Annotated in this window: 21 protein-coding genes; 14 read left to right on the forward strand and 7 right to left on the reverse strand. The window is 50.5% G+C overall.

What is annotated here, in order from left to right; all coding sequences use genetic code 11:
- Positions 1–2 precede the first annotated feature (2 nt).
- Entirely contained in the window at positions 3–548 is a 546-nt protein-coding gene (locus tag ABU165_RS02805) for a histidine phosphatase family protein (RefSeq protein WP_101550240.1), read from the forward strand.
- Between the two features lie 821 nt (positions 549–1369).
- On the opposite strand, the gene namA is transcribed toward ABU165_RS02805, so the two are convergent.
- The 3 genes from namA to proC form a co-directional block, all read right to left on the reverse strand.
- Entirely contained in the window at positions 1370–2386 is a 1017-nt protein-coding gene (gene namA / locus ABU165_RS02810) for an NADPH dehydrogenase NamA (RefSeq protein WP_009794721.1), read from the reverse strand.
- 83 nt (positions 2387–2469) lie between these two features.
- Positions 2470–3612 carry a glycosyltransferase family 2 protein gene (locus ABU165_RS02815; protein ID WP_318059632.1) on the reverse strand — a complete coding sequence of 381 codons (1143 nt, stop codon included), beginning with the start codon at positions 3610–3612 and terminating at the stop codon, positions 2470–2472.
- A gap of 55 nt (positions 3613–3667) precedes the next feature.
- Complete coding sequence (gene proC, locus ABU165_RS02820; RefSeq protein ID WP_094767108.1) at positions 3668–4513, reverse strand: pyrroline-5-carboxylate reductase; 846 nt, start codon at positions 4511–4513, stop codon at positions 3668–3670.
- A 581-nt stretch (positions 4514–5094) separates the two neighbouring features.
- On the opposite strand from proC, the gene ABU165_RS02825 reads away from it, so the two are divergent.
- Complete coding sequence (locus ABU165_RS02825; RefSeq protein ID WP_009794726.1) at positions 5095–6060, forward strand: MBL fold metallo-hydrolase; 966 nt, start codon at positions 5095–5097, stop codon at positions 6058–6060.
- A 12-nt stretch (positions 6061–6072) separates the two neighbouring features.
- A complete protein-coding gene (locus tag ABU165_RS02830) occupies positions 6073–6867 on the forward strand; it encodes an SDR family NAD(P)-dependent oxidoreductase (RefSeq protein WP_396349954.1) in 795 nt (264 codons plus the stop codon).
- 195 nt (positions 6868–7062) lie between these two features.
- On the opposite strand, the gene ABU165_RS02835 is transcribed toward ABU165_RS02830, so the two are convergent.
- Positions 7063–7269, reverse strand: coding sequence for a YqzH family protein (locus tag ABU165_RS02835; protein WP_248137402.1), 207 nt, complete (start codon positions 7267–7269; stop codon positions 7063–7065).
- 271 nt (positions 7270–7540) lie between these two features.
- Here ABU165_RS02835 and ABU165_RS02840 point away from each other — a divergent pair, with 271 nt between their 5' ends.
- The 5 genes from ABU165_RS02840 (at position 7541) to ABU165_RS02860 (ending at position 10784) form a co-directional block, all read left to right on the forward strand.
- The gene (locus ABU165_RS02840; protein ID WP_318059517.1) at positions 7541–8800 is read left to right on the forward strand and encodes a Y-family DNA polymerase; all 1260 of its coding nucleotides are present in this window, start codon (positions 7541–7543) and stop codon (positions 8798–8800) included.
- Between the two features lie 12 nt (positions 8801–8812).
- Positions 8813–9148 carry a YolD-like family protein gene (locus ABU165_RS02845; RefSeq protein WP_009794731.1) on the forward strand — a complete coding sequence of 112 codons (336 nt, stop codon included), beginning with the start codon at positions 8813–8815 and terminating at the stop codon, positions 9146–9148.
- 61 nt (positions 9149–9209) lie between these two features.
- Positions 9210–9362, forward strand: a complete 153-nt coding sequence (locus tag ABU165_RS02850) for a hypothetical protein (RefSeq protein WP_165352519.1) — start codon at positions 9210–9212, stop codon at positions 9360–9362.
- A gap of 144 nt (positions 9363–9506) precedes the next feature.
- Complete coding sequence (locus tag ABU165_RS02855; RefSeq protein WP_035403064.1) at positions 9507–9833, forward strand: iron-sulfur cluster biosynthesis family protein; 327 nt, start codon at positions 9507–9509, stop codon at positions 9831–9833.
- Positions 9834–10235: 402 nt separating this feature from the next.
- Entirely contained in the window at positions 10236–10784 is a 549-nt protein-coding gene (locus ABU165_RS02860) for a hypothetical protein (RefSeq protein WP_318059516.1), read from the forward strand.
- A 68-nt stretch (positions 10785–10852) separates the two neighbouring features.
- On the opposite strand, the gene ABU165_RS02865 is transcribed toward ABU165_RS02860, so the two are convergent.
- From ABU165_RS02865 to ABU165_RS02875, 3 genes are all read right to left on the reverse strand, one after another.
- Positions 10853–11785, reverse strand: coding sequence for an alpha/beta hydrolase (locus ABU165_RS02865; protein ID WP_009794736.1), 933 nt, complete (start codon positions 11783–11785; stop codon positions 10853–10855).
- A gap of 151 nt (positions 11786–11936) precedes the next feature.
- Entirely contained in the window at positions 11937–12068 is a 132-nt protein-coding gene (locus ABU165_RS02870; RefSeq protein WP_318059515.1) for a hypothetical protein, read from the reverse strand.
- A gap of 73 nt (positions 12069–12141) precedes the next feature.
- Positions 12142–13068 (reverse strand): hydroxymethylglutaryl-CoA lyase, encoded by a 927-nt coding sequence (locus ABU165_RS02875; protein ID WP_101550238.1) that lies wholly within the window; start codon positions 13066–13068, stop codon positions 12142–12144.
- 180 nt (positions 13069–13248) lie between these two features.
- On the opposite strand from ABU165_RS02875, the gene ABU165_RS02880 reads away from it, so the two are divergent.
- The 6 genes from ABU165_RS02880 (at position 13249) to ABU165_RS02905 (ending at position 17193) form a co-directional block, all read left to right on the forward strand.
- On the forward strand, positions 13249–14436 hold the full coding sequence (locus ABU165_RS02880; RefSeq protein ID WP_101550236.1) for an acetyl-CoA C-acetyltransferase: 1188 nt from the start codon (positions 13249–13251) through the stop codon (positions 14434–14436).
- Positions 14437–14495: 59 nt separating this feature from the next.
- Positions 14496–15185, forward strand: a complete 690-nt coding sequence (locus ABU165_RS02885; RefSeq protein ID WP_101550234.1) for a CoA transferase subunit A — start codon at positions 14496–14498, stop codon at positions 15183–15185.
- A gap of 25 nt (positions 15186–15210) precedes the next feature.
- Positions 15211–15879, forward strand: coding sequence for a 3-oxoacid CoA-transferase subunit B (locus ABU165_RS02890; protein WP_009794741.1), 669 nt, complete (start codon positions 15211–15213; stop codon positions 15877–15879).
- A gap of 60 nt (positions 15880–15939) precedes the next feature.
- Complete coding sequence (locus ABU165_RS02895) at positions 15940–16311, forward strand: VOC family protein (RefSeq protein WP_009794742.1); 372 nt, start codon at positions 15940–15942, stop codon at positions 16309–16311.
- 82 nt (positions 16312–16393) lie between these two features.
- A complete protein-coding gene (locus ABU165_RS02900; protein ID WP_009794743.1) occupies positions 16394–16639 on the forward strand; it encodes a YqkE family protein in 246 nt (81 codons plus the stop codon).
- Positions 16636–17193 (forward strand): GrpB family protein, encoded by a 558-nt coding sequence (locus tag ABU165_RS02905; RefSeq protein ID WP_253617956.1) that lies wholly within the window; start codon positions 16636–16638, stop codon positions 17191–17193. Before ABU165_RS02900 ends, ABU165_RS02905 begins: the two co-directional genes overlap by 4 nt.
- Positions 17194–17209 lie beyond the last annotated feature (16 nt).

Genomic DNA, 17209 nt, shown 5'->3' on the forward strand with positions numbered 1-17209 from the left:
GCTTGAAGACACTATATATCGTTCGCCATGCCAAAGCCGAAGGCCAGCCGTTTGAATCCCGGCTGACTGGAGAGGGAAGAAAGCAGGCGGTGAAGCTTGCCGGTTTTTTTGAGGATAAGCCTGTTGATTTTATCTATTCCAGCCCTTTCATCAGGGCCCTGGAGACGGTCAGGCCTCTTGCTGAGTCTAAAGGGCTTGATGTTTCTGCTGACCCGCGGCTAGGGGAAAGGATTTTGAGTTCTCTCTATTTTGATGACTGGCAGACTAAGCTTATGCAGAGCTTTGATGATTTCAGACTGCGCTTTGAAGACGGAGAAACCCAGGAAGAGGGGATGGCAAGGGCTGCATCCGTCTTAAAAGAAGCCCTCCAGCGCCCGGAGAAGCATATCGTGCTTGCCAGCCATGGAAATCTGAGCACGCTCCTGCTCAGATATTTCGACGAACAGAGCGGCTTTGATGTGCTGATGAAAATGTCCAATCCTGATGTTTTCAGGATTGCCATCAGTGGTGAGGGACATGTTCTGGAGCGGATTTGGAAGGAAGAATGAAAGAAGAGCGTGCAGCCTTATGTGGCTGCACGCTCTTTTTGTATCTCGAGGAGGGCAAGCGCCCTCCGCTTTTCTTATTGTCCCGCTCCATCGGCTAGAGCCTCGAGTCATAAGCCACGGCAGAATTAAAGGCAAAGAACGCCTTTTATTCTGCCGCGTCTTATGCTTGTCGGCTCTGGGCAAGCCGCTTCCGCTTTTCTTAGTGTCCAGCTCCGGCTCCTAGGTGCTCGAGTCATAAGCCACTTTGGAACCGAAGGTAAAGAACACCTTCAATTCCAAAGCGTCTTATGCTTGAGGCCCACAGGATGTGGGTCATGCAGACGTTGCCACAGGACGTGGCGTTTTTAGTCTGCGTTCCTTAGTTGAACAGTCGCCTCCGCTTTTCTTAGTGTCCAGCTCCGGGCGCTAGCCCCTCGAGTCATAAGCCAATCAGGCCAGAAGGTTAAAGAACAACCTTCCGTCCTGCTCTTCTTATGCTAGTCGGGGCTGGGCAAGCGCCCTCCGCTTTTCTTATTGTCCAGCTCCGGCTCCTAGGTGCTCGAGTCATAAGCCACTTTGGAACCGAAGGTAAAGAACACCTTCAATTCCAAAGCGTCTTATGCTTGAGGCCCACAGGATGTGGGTCATGCAGACGTTGCCACAGGACGTGGCGTTTTTAGTCTGTGTTCCTTAGTTGAACAGTCGCCTCCGCTTTTCTTATTGTCCAGCTCCGGGCGCTAGCCCCTCGAGTCATAAGCCAATCAGGCCAGAAGGTTAAAGAACAACCTTCCGTCCTGCTCGTCTTATGCTAGTCGGGGCTGGGCAAGCGCCCTCCGCTTTTCTTACCACCCTCTATCATATTGTTTCGGGGGTTCGATTTCGGTGCCGAGCTGTTTGGCTGCGGTTTTTGGGAAGTATGGATCGCGGAGCAGCTCACGTGCGATGAAGATAAGGTCTGCTCTGTCGTTTTGCAGGATCTCTTCAGCCTGCAGTCCGGATGTAATCAGGCCGACGGCGCCTGTCGGGATGTCTGCCTCATTCTTGATGGTTTCAGCGAATTTGACCTGGTAGCCTGGATAAGCGTGAATGCGGGCCGGCACCAGTGCTCCGGAGCTTACATCGATCAGGTCGATGCCCTGCTCTTTCATCCAGCGCCCGAACGTGACATAATCCTCAACATCAAGTCCGTTTTCGTTATAATCGCTCGCTGATACCCTTACAAAGAGAGGTCCGTCCCAAACAGACTGGATGCTGTCGATGACTTCCCTCAGGAAGCGGTAGCGGTTTTCTGCGATCCCGCCGTATTCATCCTCCCGCAGATTGGAAAGCGGGGATAGAAACTCATTGATCAGATAGCCGTGGGCAGCATGGATTTCTATAACCTCGAAGCCTGCTTTTTTAGCACGGACAGCGCCTTCCTTAAAGGCTTCGATCGTTTCTTTAATCTCTTCTTTTGTCATCTCTTTAGGCTTTTTCATTTTTTCATTGAAAGCCACGGCAGATGGAGCAATGATTTCGCCCTCAATAACCGCTTTTCTGCCTGCATGCGCAAGCTGGATGCCGGCACGGGTGCCATGCTCCTTCATCATGCCTGTCAGCTGCTGCAGCCCCTCGATATGATCATCGCTCCAGATCCCCAGATCCTGTGGTGAAATGCGGCCCTGCGCAGTTACAGCGGTCGCTTCCACAATGATCAGGCCAACCTGTCCAACAGCTCTGCTTGTATAATGGGTCAAATGCCAGTTTTCTACTTTTCCATCTTCATTATGGCTGGAATACATGCACATCGGCGCCATGACGATGCGGTTTTTTAGTGTGACGTCTTTCACTGTGTATGAAGAAAATAACTTTGTGTCCATAATTGCCTCCTTCTTATTTCGTGCAGCTAAACACTTTTAGTATAGCAGGGGGCAGAAGGGAAGGAAAAAGAAAGCGCTCGCGCTTATTTATTTTTTCGGCGCAGCTCCTTCAGGCTGTATTTTGTACCCCGCCAGACGATGCCTCCCCTCTTAAACGTCAAGAAACTTGAGCGCATGATGCTGTAGATGAAAAGAAGCGCCGTTAACGGAAAAACGAGAAAAAGGGCGGAGGAAAAGGGGGTCATGCGGTTTGAAATCATCGTATAAAGGCCCCCCAGCAGAATGATGTTTGCCGCACTTAGCCCCATGACAAGCCGATCCGGCGAAAAAACGGCAAAGAAGGGAACCACCTGGGAAATGAAAGTGCCGGCAATGGCCAAAAGCACCATGCTGATCCGGTAATGGAGGCCGGCGAATGTATTTTTCTCAAGGCCCCTGAATGCTTCTCCCAGGCTTGTATACCATTCGACTTCAAGCAGCTCCAGCGCTGCAGCGATTTTCTGCCTGTACCCGAGCCTCTTCATCAGCATACCGAGCATCAGGTCATCATCCGGCCTCATCCGGATGGATTCATGTGTGCCGGCATCTTCGTAAGCTTTTTTGGAAATAAGGTTGAATGCGCCGATCCCGATCCCCGTTTTTGATTGCGGCCGGTTGGCCTGCCAGGGGCGTTTATAATAGGAAAAACCGAAAAGGAAAAAGCCGATGAACGCTTTGAGCCAGAAGCTGTGTGCTTTCAAAGCCGGGGCAGCTGTAAGATGATCGAGGCCCTGGCGCCTGAAATAAGAAAGTGCCCTGCCGATGGCATCTTTCCGGAACATTACGTCGGCATCAGTAAAGAGGATTATATCTCCCTTTGCCATTCCTGCTCCTCTGCACAGGGCATGGTTTTTCCCGAGCCAGCCATCAGGCAGGTCATGGATATGAAGAACCCTGATTCTTGCATCTTCCTGGGCCAGCCTTTCCATGATCTCCCCCGTGCCATCCTCTGACCGGTCATTAACAAGGATCCATTCGAGGTGTGTGTAATTTTGTGAAAGCTGAGTGCGGATGCTCTCTTCGATCACGGCTGCTTCATTTCGTGCTGCTGTGACAATTGACAGAAGGGGGCCGGAAGCCAGCTCTTCTTCCTCTTCAAGCTGGTCAAGCCTCCGCAGTCCCAAAAAAGCATCAGCTATGGCGCATATCCAGATGATCATGCAGAGTGCCAGAAGAATGGCCAGCATTTTTTTCACTCCCTCCCTGTATTTGGCTCCATTTTAAGGAAAGGGGAGGAGATGTTCAACTTTGGCTATTCTTCTGCCGCAGCTCTTCCGTAATCGCTTTGCCAAGGCGTCCTGACTGCAGGGCCGCCTCTTTGATGCATAACATGAAAGCTTCCTGGACGCCATGGCTGTCGAGCACACGGATACCGGCCTCTGTTGTGCCTCCCGGGCTGGTGACATTCCTCCGCAGCTCTTCTGGCTCTTTATCAGATCGGGCTAGCATGGCCGCTGCGCCTGCCAGTGTCTGGATGATGAGCTCCTTTGCTACAGGCTGATCGAGGCCGGCCTCGGCTGCACTTTTCTCCATTGCTTCCGCCAAATAATAGATATAGGCAGGGCCGCTCCCCGACAGGCCTGTCACTGCGTCCAGCTGTTCCTCCTCCACAAACACCGCCGTCCCGACGGTCTCGAAAATCTCCCTGGCGAGTGCAGCCTGTTCCTGGGTGGCTTTAAGATTTGCCGCCAGGGCTGTGGCCGATTTGCAGACAGCTGCAGATGTATTAGGCATAGCCCTTATGATGGCAGGCTTGAGGCGGGATAGTCTTTCAATGCTCTCCATCGGCACGCCTGCAAGGACAGAAATAATCAGCATACTTTCATTCAGATAAGGAACAAGGCGCTCCATCGCTTCTGCCGCATCCTTTGGCTTCATGGCCAGGATGACTGCTTCCGCTCCGGACATCACCTCCACCATGCTGTGGGTGGCGTGTACGCCATAAGTGCCTGCCATTCTTTCAAGCCGTCCCTCATTGCTTTTATTGGTCACATAAATACGCTCAGCTTTCACAAGCCCATTTTCTATCATTCCTGCAATCAGGGCTTCCGCCATGGATCCTGCCCCGATGACCGCCAGTTTTTTCATAGTGATCAAATCCTTTCTGTTTTTGGTCCGTTAAAAATAAAAAGCCCTCCGTCCAGTAAAGGACGAAAGGCTTTGCTTCCGTGGTACCACCTTCATTCACCAGGCCTGCCATTGTTCAGGTCTGATGCAGCTTAGCGCCCGTTAACGCCGGGACGGGACGTCAGGTTTTCCTGACAGCTCATAAGGTAGGTTCAATGTTCAAGCGGGCGGTGAAGCCTTTCAGCCGGCGGGCTTCACTCTCTTTCGCCATTTCCCATTTACTGGCCCTATTCAACGCTTCGTTCTTTATAAAAAAGATGTTTTTGTGATTATGCAAGAAAAGGAGCGGACCTGTCAATAGGCTTTCATCAGGATTTTTTAAACCACTCAAGAAAAGTTATGTGAAAATAATGACAATTCCTTTGAATAAAGTTAAACTTACAGTATATACTGTCTGCCAATTTTCCAAAGTATACATAGATTCTGTGTTTTTTCCGGCAGCAGCCCTGTTTATTTTCCGCTGAAATGATGGTGCTGCTGGAGAAGCCAGTGTTTTTATATCCATTACTTTATTTAAATATAATTTCAAGGAGTTAAGAAAAATGGCTGAATGGAAGAATGATATCGCGAAGTTAGTCATCCCCACCCCTTTTCCGGTTGGAGATGTGAATGTTTACCTGATTAAAGGCGACAGGCTGACTTTGGTGGACGCCGGCCCCAAAACAGAAGAAGCATGGGAAGCACTGAACCATCAGCTGAAGGAGCTGAAGCTGAAGCCGCAGGATATTGAACAGGTGATCCTCACCCATCACCACCCCGACCATGCCGGCCTGCTTGATTATTTTTCCCCTGAACTCGAGGTTTACGGACATTCTGCAAATGAACGCTGGCTGAACAGGACAGAGGCCTTTTTTGATATGCATGACCGCTTTTACATGGGGCTTTTCCGCGAATTTGGCATTCCGGATGCTTATTTGCCGTTCATTGCCCTGATGAAGAAAACGCTTAGATTTTCCTGCAGCCGCTCTCTTACCGGCTCGATCTGCGAAGGCGATGAACCGCCAGGCCTGCCGGGCTGGAGTGTGGTGGAAACTCCGGGGCATGCACAAAGCCATATAGGCCTTTACCGCGAAAAGGATGGCACTTACATCGGGGGAGACCATCTGCTTGCCAGTATTTCTCCAAATCCTCTCCTCGAGCCTCCGCTTTCTGGAGAAACAGAACGTCCAAGGCCGATGCTTCAATATAATGAGTCACTGAAAAAGCTGCTGGAGATTCCTATCAGCCTTGTTTATTCGGGCCATGGACCTGAAGTGAGCGAAGTTCCCCCGCTGATTGAAAAGAGGCTCGGCCGCCAGCATGACCGGGCAATGCAGGTTAAAGGATGGCTTGAGGAAGGGCCGCTTACTGCCTTCCAAGTATGCCAGAGGCTGTTTCCTGCCGTTTATGAACGGGAATTCACCCTGACTCTCTCGGAGACAGTAGCCCAGCTTGACTATTTGGAGTCGTTAGGAGAAATTGTTATTAAGGAGGAAGACGGCGCCTTCTTTTATACAATTGCTGAATGAGGTGGTTTTTTGCTGTCAGGACGTCTTAGAGAAAAGAATATTGTCATCACCGGGGCATCAGGAGGCATCGGAGCGGAAATGGCTGCCCTTTGCGCGGAAAGAGGAGCGAGGCTGTGGCTTTTGGCGCGGAATCAGGAAAAGCTGGAGGAGATTGCCGGTGCACTTGGAACCCGCTATGGTGCTGAAGTAAATACAGACCGGCTGGATGTTTCGGATACAGATGCGGTCCAGGCCGTTTTCGCCCGGATCCTGGGTGAGTGGGGACATGTCGATGTGCTTGTGAACAATGCCGGCTTCGGGGTATTCCGGGAAGCGCATGAAGCGCCGATCGAGGAAATAAAAGGGATGTTCGATGTTAATGTCATCGGGCTGATGGCCGCAACGAGCATGGTCCTGCCTTCTATGAGAAGCAGGAATAGCGGGCACATCATTAACATCGCATCCCAGGCAGGAAAGATCGCTACGCCAAAATCGAGCGTATATTCTGCCACGAAGCACGCTGTTTTGGGCTATTCGAACAGCCTCCGGATGGAGCTTGCTGATTTCGGGGTGCATGTGACGACTGTCAACCCGGGCCCGATTGCCACTAATTTCTTTAATATTGCAGATGAAAAAGGGACCTATGTGAAAAATGTCCAGCGTTTTATGCTGCAGCCGCGCTATGTGGCAGAAAAAGTGGTGGACAGCATGCTGACGGGCCGGAGGGAAATCAATCTCCCGCGCTGGATGAATGCCGGAAGCACCATTTATGCCCTTTTCCCGCGCCTTTTTGAAAAGGCCGGCCGGCGGGCATTCAATAAAAAATGAGTGCGGTTTTTTTGGAGGGAATTGTAATAGTGCCTCCAGTTTTGCAGAGTTGCTAATAAAACCGGAAAGTTGCTAATAAACGGGAAAATTTGCTAATAAACTGAAAAACTTGCTAATAAAGTCAAAAATCCGCCTTTCGCCAACAAACAGGGCCCTCCAGCAGAGGGTCCTGTTTGTTTTTCATTCTTGCTGTTCTTAAAAGTAAGGAGACCCGGTGACAAATCCATATACCTCATCTTCGACTATTTCGTGCAAATCCGCTTCTGCATCTTCATTTTTCTTCTCCTCAATACGCCTGTAAAGTTCTTCAAATTCCCTGCTGCCAGGCTTGATCAAGCTGCCGTCAAAGCCGTACTGGCCAAGGCAGCCGGCCGCCATTTTGTATATCAATTTTCTGTCCATCGAGATTCCTCCCTCCTGCCATTATAGCCAATCTTTCCCCCAATGGAAGCCCGGGCCGTCAGGCTGCGAAACAATGGAAAAACAGCTTATCTGCTGGCAGGCAAACCGGAATCAAGAAATTCGTCGTAAAATTTCCATTGAATGCGAACGCATATTCGCTTAATATAGTGGGTATAATGAATTAGAACAGATGTTCTTTTTTGGATATCTGAATCTGTAAGCTAATTGGGCCTAAGAGGAATGCAGCCAAGCGCCAAGGGAGAGAAAAGAAATGATCGATTACAGCACGATGCCGAACAACCAAATTTTATGTGTGGATATGAAAAGCTTTTATGCAAGCTGTTCCGCTGTGATGGAGGGCCTCGACCCGCTTGAATGCTATCTTGCTGTAGTAGGTGATAAAAAACGGAAAGGAAGCATTGTCCTCGCCGCCTCCCCGCGGATGAAAAAAGAATTTGGCGTCAAGACCGGAACCCGCTATTTTGAAATCCCGAAAGATCCCCGCATTATCGTGGTAGAACCGAAAATGGCCACCTATCTGAGAATTTCCACCGAGATTACACGTGTATTCCACCGCTATGTCCCGAAGGAAAGCATCCATACTTACAGTGTGGATGAAAGCTTCATCAAAGTTGACGGAGCTGCAAAGCTTTGGGGAGGCGCTTATACCATTGCCGAGAAAATCAAGGATGATATTGAAAGGGAGTTCCAGCTGCCCTGTGCCATCGGCATCGGCCCTAATATGCTGCTCTCCAAGCTGTGCCTTGATCTTGAGGCGAAGCAGAAGGGGATTGCTGAATGGACATACGATGATGTCAAGGAGAAGCTCTGGAAGGTTTCGCCCCTGAGGGACATGTGGGGCATCGGAAGAAGGGTGGAGAAGACCCTGAACGGGATGGGCATTTTCACTGTAGGGCAGCTGGCCCGCTATGATCTGGAAGCATTGGAAAAGAAATTCGGCATCATGGGGAACCAGCTTTACCACCATGCCTGGGGCGTTGATCTTTCCGACATCGGCGCGCCGATCATGGAGGGGCAGATCAGTTTTGGGAAAAGCCAGATCCTGCTGCGCGATTATAAGGAGGAAGGGGAGATCAAGCAGGTGATCCTTGAAATGTGCGAAGAGCTGGCAAGGAGGGCCAGAAACCACCGCAAGGCGGGAAGGACAGTCAGCTTTGGCGTGGGATACAGCCAGGATGAATTTGGAGGCGGCTTCTACCGGTCGCGCACCATCGATCAGCCGACCAATGTCACCATGGATATTTACCGGGTCTGCCTGGAACTTTTTCAGGAAAATTACTCTGGGAAGACGGTCAGGAAAATTTCAATGGCCCTTGGCAATATTGTGGATGACCATGAATTCCAGCTCAGCCTTTTTGACCTGAACAGCTGGAAAAGCAGGGAGCTCGGATACACCGTCGACAGCATCCGCCGCCGTTTCGGATCCGGTGCGCTGCTGCGGGCGATATCATATACTGCGGCAGGGACAGCCAAACATCGTGCTACACTGGTCGGGGGCCATAAAATGTAAGGAGGCAGAGATATGATCCGGGACAGGGGAAGGATAAAATGGACGTCGATGATGCTCCCAGAGCATGTAAAGCTGCTCCGGGACTGGGCGAAAGAGGACACCTATGAAAAGCCGAAAGAACTGGATGAGCAGCAGCTTGAACAGATGAATGAGACACTTGCTGAAGCGATGGAGTTCGGCCAGGCGGTTGCCATCACCCACTTCCGCACTCACCGTCATGAACTCGTAATCGGAAACATCCACTATTGGGATGAAATCGGCCAAAAGCTTCATGTCATAGACCATTTTGGCGAGGTCCACCGCATCCCGCTGAACACGGTTGCCGATGTCAGGGCCGCCGGGGAATAGCGGCAGGAAAAGAGAATGGATTTGCGCAGGGGGAGCACCTTAAAGGCAGGAGGTGTTTCTTATGCCAAGAGGCAAAGAGCTTGAGCAGCTGCCCATGTCCAATATTGCTCCGGGAGCAGGGTCGGATAAAGGAAGGTTTAACCGCCATTCGCTCAGCGGAATGGAGCGGAAAGACCAGCCCCGTCCGGAAGATGCCGGGAAAAGCCAGCCTTGATCCGGCAGAGCTGTCACCTGCCGGGTTATTCCCATACCGGCGGGCCGGCTTGTCCAGCAGGGCGGAAGTGCTGAGCACATGAAAAGGTGGAATGCCTGCTTTATGCTAGAATGGGATTATGAAACGAAAGCAGGTGATTTTCCCATGAAAATTGCAGTCACTAGAACAGCACAGGAAAAACTCAAAGAAAAAACAGCCGGAAAAGAAGGCTATTTAAAATTAAAATATGATACAGAAGGCTGCGGCTGTGTTGTCAGCGGCGTAAGCGCCTTATGGCTGGTGGATGGAGTGGATTCCGGCGACAGGGAAATCAGCACCGAAGCCGGCAGCATCTATATAGAAAAATCAAAAGAAGTCTTTTTCGATGAAAGCATGACAATCGATTATTCCGATCAAGCCAATTGTTTTCAGCTGAAAAGCCCGAATCAATACTTGAATCCGAGAATGAGCTTCATTAATAAGATTTCCTGAGGCAGGCCGCAATGCGGTCTGTTTTTTTGTAGTTGAAGAATTTATAAATTGGAAGACTTGTGGATAATTTTCAATTCTTGATCCACGTCCAGCAGCAGCGCCGAAGTCATAAGCCGAACCTCCCAAAAAGGCAAAGAACGCCTTTCCGGGAGGTTCGTCTTGGGGCCCCCAGGAAGCTGGTCATGCAGATGTTGCCACAGGACGTGGCGTTCTTAGTCTGCGTTCCTTAAGGTGATCAAGGCGCTTGCGCTTTTGTTCCGGCTCAAAACTCAAAATGGAATTTTTTATCAATTCAGGTTTCAAAAAAGCCGAATAAGGCTAGAGAACCATAGCACACCTTGGCGCATGTTACAGGCTGTTCCTTCATTTAATGATAAAAGAGATGCTAAAGGGGGCGGGAGAATGAAGAAAAAGGCAAGCTTATGGATCATGCTGGCGGCCATCTTCCTTGCAGCATGCCAGCCTAAAACCTTCGAGGAAACGATGAGTACAGAAGTGCCTTTCAATGTCCAGAAGGTGATACATAAAGAAAAGGTGAAGGGCGGCACGGTTGTGTTGTATCTGACAGAGCAGGAGCGGGAAGCGGACAATGGGGCGGAAAAGGTGCAGGCAGTTGCCGCCGCCTATCTGCAGGAAAGCAAGAAGGCCGGCTGGAAGAACGCGGGCCATAACCATTGGGAGTATAAGCAGAACGATCATATGACGGTCTATCCGGAAACCTTCTATCAGTATGACACAGAAGGCAATCTGAAGCATAAAGTGCCGATTGTGTTTGGGCGGATCCTGAACAATGACATAACAGCAGTGGAAGCGGGAAAGAAGGATTCATTCCAGCCGGCGAAGCTGATAGAGACGGAAGAGGGGCGCTTTTATTTTGCGGCCGGTGAGTTCGAACTCGTGAGGGGCCTGTCTGCCGAGGGGAAGGCCGTCAGCCAGCAGAAAAACAGATAGTGACGGCGGCTGTTATGCTGCGGGAGCATAAAGGGAGGAGGCTTTCAAAAAGCCTCCTCCCTATCTGTTTAAGAACCGGCGGCCATCGGCCCCTTTTTAAAAATATAGTCTTCAAGAAATTCGTCGATGGCTTTCTCATAGTCATTGCGGTTTTCATTCAAGGACTGGGCATGGACCCCGTTCATGGCAAGAAACAGTTTTTTCGGGCCGGGCTTGCGCAGGAAAAGGGCCTCTGTCATGGTGGGCAGGATAAAATCATCCTTCGTGCTGTGGATGAACAGCACCGGCTTTTTGATCTGGTCGATGACAGCGATGGGGGATACTTCGTTCAGAGAATATTTTTCCCTTAGGCGCAGGAAAATGTCTGCCACCGGAAGAACCAGCTGTGGCGGCAGCTTCATTTCTGTTTTCAGCCGGTAAGAAAGCTGCTCCCTGAAATCCGAGAACGGACAGTCGGCTATATAAAAATCGGCTCCATCCTCCAGCATTCCGGCATACAGCAGCATGGTGGCCGCTCCCATCGATTCGCCGTGGATCCCCAGGAGCAGGTCATCGCCTTTCTCTTTTTTCAGCCACTGGACAACGGCCTGAAGGTCGAATTTTTCATAGTGCCCATAACTCGTCGTCTTGCCGCCGGATTCTCCATGCCGGCGGTGGTCATAGATGAGGGCGTTGAATCCGCGGTTGAGGAACAGATTCATATACTTAATGCTGTTTGTTTTATTTTCTGTCACTCCGTGGCAGATGATAATATATTTGTTCGAAGAGTGCGGCTCTGCGAGAACCGCCTTCAGGGAGTAACCAAAAGGGGATGGGATCAAAACCTCCTTTTTTGCAAGGCTGCTGAAGGAAAGAGGATCTACCCTTCCGGCTTCAGTTTCCCTGTTGAGGATAAAGCTGTCATCCTTTTTCTTCATATACATGATCCGATTGGTAAAATACACACCGATCGAGGTTAAAAAGACAAGGAGTGAAAAAAGGTAACGGAATGCCTTTCTCAAGACGATCCCTCCAAAATAAGGTTTTTCTTTATTTTACCATTAGCAGATGCTCTTCGAAATGAAAACGGACCGAAAATCATCGTTTTCTTCCTAAAGAAAAATTCTGCTCTGTGAACGAAAAACAGCCGCGGCAATCGCGGCTGCTGAACGGCTATTGCGGAGAATTCTGGCCCCTTGCCGGGTGAATGGCTTTTTCCAGCTCTTCAGCCGTAATCGTATGATTGACAGTATCGCTTGCAGGCTTGCCTTTCTGGCTGTTCCCTTTGTCCCGCTTCTGGCTCATGATAATTCCTCCTTTGATTTAGCATTAATTCTTAAAGTGCTCACAAAGGCGGAAGTTATGCAGATAAAACAGATTATGAACCTGCTCGTTCCCTGGATGCCTCTCCCAAATACAGCTGGTAAATCGCGCTTTCAATCGGCCGGCTGAGATGGGGCTGTACAATATCAATGGCATCCATAAGGAGGTCCAAATTGATGCCAGTGCTGATTCCCATCCGTTCAAGCATATTCACAACATCCTCGGTTGCCGCATTACCTGCCGCACCTGGAGCGAACGGACAGCCGCCAAGGCCGCCTGCAGAGCTGTCGAAGCGGTCGATCCCTGCCTGGAGAGCGGCAAAGATATTCGTCAAAGCCATTTTCCTTGTGTCATGGAAATGCGCTGTCAGCAAAACATTCGGAAATTCGTGCTTCAGCCTGCTGAACAGGGAGTATGCCTCATGAGGGGCAGCCATGCCGATCGTATCGGCAACACTCAGCTCATCTGCCCCGGCGAGAGTAAATTGGCGGCAAAGCTCCACAGTCCTGTCTTCCTCTATTTTGCCTTCATAAGGGCAGTAGAAGCTGGTCGAGATGCAGGCGCGTACAAAGTAGCCTTTTTCCTTCAATTCCCTGACCAGCGGCAGGATTTCCTCCATGCTTTCCGCTGTTGTTTTGTTGATATTTTTTTTGTTGAAGCTGTCGCTTACCCCAACGAAGACAGCAATCGCGCGGCAGCCGGTCATATAGGCGCGTTCAATGCCCTTCCTGTTGGGGGCAAGGACAAAATCGCGCACACCTGATCCAATAGAGCTGGCGGCAATTTCAGCTGCATCCGCCATTTGCGGCACCCATTTAGGTGAGACGAAGGAGGTAAGCTCCATCTCGGCAAAGCCGGCTTTTTTCAGCGCGGATATGAATTCCTTTTTAACAGGGGTTGGAATGAACGTTTTTTCATTTTGGAGCCCGTCGCGCGGGCCTACTTCTATGATGGTCGCTTTCTTTGGCAGGCAGAGGGTCATGATTTCACTCCTGACAACATATTTTTATTTGTAGATTGCAAGATTAATGAAAGGGCTTTCTTATATTGTAGGAGAAAAGAAAAATAAAAAGCAAGAATAATAGAAATTTTGACAAAATAAAAGGAATTTCTCATTTTTGGCTCGAACTAATACATATTGCAGTTAGAAAGGGTGAATAGCTTGAAGCAGACAGACATCGTAATAGCGAGTGCTGTAAGGACGGCGATCGGGAGCTTTAACGGGAGCCTGAAGGGAGTTTCAGCTCCGGCGCTTGGGGCCGCTGCCATAAAGGGTGCATTGGAAAAGGCAGGGCTTGAGGCAGAACAGGTGGATGAAGTTATCATGGGAAACGTGCTGCAGGCGGGGCTGGGCCAGAATCCGGCAAGGCAGGCAGCTATTTTGGCGGGGATTCCTGAAAGCGTTTCCTCTATGACGATCAATAAAGTCTGCGGCTCCGGCTTGAAGGCAGTGCATCTTGCCTATCAGGCGATTATGGCAGGGGATGCAGAAGTCGTCGTTGCGGGCGGCATGGAAAATATGAGCCAGGCCCCTTACCTGCTAAAAGGCGCCCGCGAAGGGTTTAAGATGGGCGATCAGAAGCTGGTGGACAGCATGGTCTCTGACGGGCTGTGGTGTGCATTCAATGACTACCATATGGGCATGACAGCGGAAAACCTCTGCTCGCAGTATGGCCTCAGCAGGGAAGAGCAGGACACATTTGCAGCATGGAGCCAGGAAAAAGCGCAGAAAGCACAAGAGGCCGGGCGTTTCAAGGATGAAATTGTGCCTGTCGAAATTCCTCAGCGCAAAGGGGATCCGGTCATCTTTGACAGCGACGAATATTTGAAAAAAGGGACGACAGCCGAAAAGCTTGCCGGCTTGAGGCCGGCCTTCAAAAAGGATGGCTCAGTTACTGCCGGCAATGCATCGGGCATTAATGACGGTGCAGCCGCCCTTGTTGTGATGAGCAGGGCAAAGGCGGAGGAGCTCGGGGTCCAGCCGATTGCTGTCATCAAAGCGAACGCAAGTGCCGGCGTAGATCCGAGCATCATGGGAATCGGACCGGTGCCGGCGGTCAAGAAGGTGTTGGAGAAGGCAGGAGTTTCAATGGAAGAACTGGATTTGATCGAGGCAAATGAGGCCTTTGCCGCTCAATCGCTTGCAGTAGGAAAAGAGCTCGGCTTCAACAATGAAATATTGAACGTAAACGGCGGGGCAATTGCGCTTGGCCACCCGATTGGCGCCAGCGGTGCAAGGGTCCTTGTCACGCTCCTGCATGAAATGAAAAAGCGGAATGCAGAGAAAGGGCTGGCAGCACTATGCATTGGCGGCGGCCAGGGAGTAGCGACAGTGGTTGAGCTTGCCTAGTCCCGCCTGCACTGAGGGGAAGAACAGCAAAAAAAGAAAAAAATGAGAGGAGAGAAACGATGAAAAAAATACATACATCCTTCCAGGAAGCAGTTGCCGGCATCCAGGACGGAGCGGTACTGATGGTGGGCGGCTTCGGACTTTGCGGCATTCCTGAGAATCTAATACTTGCCCTCGTGGAAAAAGGGGTGAAGGATCTGACCGTTATCTCCAACAACTGCGGAGTGGACGATTGGGGTCTTGGCCTTCTGTTAAAAAACAAGCAGATCAAAAAAATGGTCGGATCTTATGTAGGTGAGAATAAGGAATTTGAGCGCCAGGTACTATCAGGTGAAATTGAAGTCGAACTGCTGCCGCAGGGAACGCTTGCTGAGAAAATCCGCGCCGGCGGAGCCGGCATTCCGGCATTTTATACACCTGCCGGAGTAGGAACCCCGATTGCCGAAGGAAAAGAGACCAGGATTTTCAACGGAAAGGAATATTTGCTTGAAGAGGCGCTTGCCGCAGACTTCAGCCTTGTCCGGGCCTGGAAAGGGGATCGTATGGGAAATCTCGTATACCGGAAAACGGCGAGGAATTTCAATCCAATGATCGCAGCCGCAGGGAAAACAACCATAGCGGAAGTGGAGAACCTTGTAGAGACTGGCGGGCTTGAGCCGGAAAACATCCACACGCCGAGCATTTATGTGCAAAGCCTTATTAAAGGCAGCCAGGAAAAACGGATTGAGCGGCTGACTGTCAAATCATAATTAACGAGAGAAAGGAGCAGAAGATATGAGCAGCGATAAAGGTGCCGTGCGCGAGAAAATTGCCAGACGGGCAGAGAAAGAAATTGAAGACGGATTTTATGTAAACCTCGGCATAGGCATGCCGACACTTGTGGCTAATTATATTTCCGGCAACAAGGAAGTGGTCCTTCAATCCGAGAACGGACTTCTTGGGATCGGCCCCTATCCGGATAAGGAAGATGTGGATGCCGACCTGATCAATGCCGGAAAAGAAACCGTGACGGCCATACCGGGTGCAGCCTATTTTGACAGTGCTGAATCTTTTGCGATGATCCGGGGCGGGCATGTCAATGTCGCCATTCTGGGGGGAATGGAGGTTTCCGAGGAAGGGGACCTGGCCAATTGGATGATCCCCGGCAAAATGATCAAAGGCATGGGCGGTGCGATGGATCTTGTCCATGGGGCGCAAAAGATCATCGTCATCATGGAGCATACAAATAAAAACGGGGAAAGCAAGATCCTCAAGTCCTGCTCCCTCCCGCTGACTGGCAAAGGGGTCGTGGACCGCATCATCACCGAGCGGGCTGTTATTGATGTAACAGCCGGGGGGCTGAAGCTGATTGAGGTGGCGAAAGGCTTTACGGTTGAAGAGGTGGTCAGCTCGACCGGGCCGGAACTGCAGGTGGACGACTCGGTCTTAACAGAGGCATTTTAATGAAAGTTGGGTGCAGCCTCTGCGGCTGTACCTTTCTTCTGTATAGAGAGGGGAATTTAAATGGGAATTACTTTTAAAGGGATCGATCATATTCAGCTGGCAGCTCCAAAAGGGACAGAAGAGCAGGCCAGGGAATTTTACGGAAAGCTGTTGGGGCTTGAGGAAATCCCCAAGCCTGGAAATCTGCAAAAGAGGGGCGGCTGCTGGTTCCTCTGCGGCAGCCAGGAGGTGCACATCGGCATCCAGGAAGATTTCCTTCCGGCCAGGAAGGCCCATCCTGGATTTGTGGTTGAAGATCTCGCGGGACTGCGGAGCAGGCTGGAGGAGGCAGGCACAGTGATCAAGGAGGAGCCGCCGATTGATGGAAGAAACCGCTTCTTTACAGAAGATCCGTTCGGGAACAGAATCGAGTTCCTCGAATTTATCAGCTGATCCTTACGTGAGCAGGGAAGAATTCGGCACTGCTCCTTGTATGCTATAATATCCTGTAAATACGCAAAAAGAGGGATAGAACATGAAGAAAAAACGCCAAACAGCACAGCAGAAAAAAGACGACAAGCCGGTTACACTGGGGGATATGCTCAATCAGGACCTGATGGATCAGCTGAAGGCAGCAAAGAAGCAGCTGAAGGATGAGGAATTGAAGAAGGCTGAGGAAGAGGAAAAAAGAAAGATAGAGGAACGGCGTTTAAGAGAGAAGAATAAGAGCTTTGAAGAGCTTCTCCAGGATAGCGATCTAAATTGGAAAGAGTATAAATGATGGAAACCCGGCCAAGGAAGGTGGATGTCCAGCCGTACAGCGGGAGCTGGGCCGATTCTTTTCAGGAGGAAAAACAGCTCCTTGCCGCTGTCTTTGGAGAATCAGCTCCCATACACCATATCGGAAGCACCTCCATTCCCGGCATGAGCGCCAAGCCGATCATCGATATCCTGGCCGAAGCGGACAATGCCGGCATCTTTGATGAGGCAGCACCCAAACTGCAGGGGTGGGGCTATACAGCAAAAGGAGAAAACGGCATCCCCGGCCGGAGGTATTTTGTGAGATTTACCGAAGCAGGTGAAAGGCTGGTCCATTTGCACGGCTATCCAAAGGGGCACCCTGAAATCGGCCGCCATCTGCTGTTCCGGGATTATTTGCGGAAGCATCCGGAGGAAGCCGATTTATACAGCAGGACAAAGCTGGTAGCCGCCCGGAAATACCCTTATGATATTGAGTCCTATATAAAGGAAAAGGATCCGGTGGTGAAGCTGCTTGATGAAAAGGCGCTGGATTGGCACCTGCAGAATGAAGGAAAGGAACAGGATCTAACTTGATCCTGTTCCTTTTCTT

It is taken from the genome of Cytobacillus sp. T106 (assembly GCF_040492155.1).
Classification (GTDB): Bacteria; Bacillota; Bacilli; order Bacillales; family Cytobacillaceae; genus Bacillus_AB; species Bacillus_AB infantis.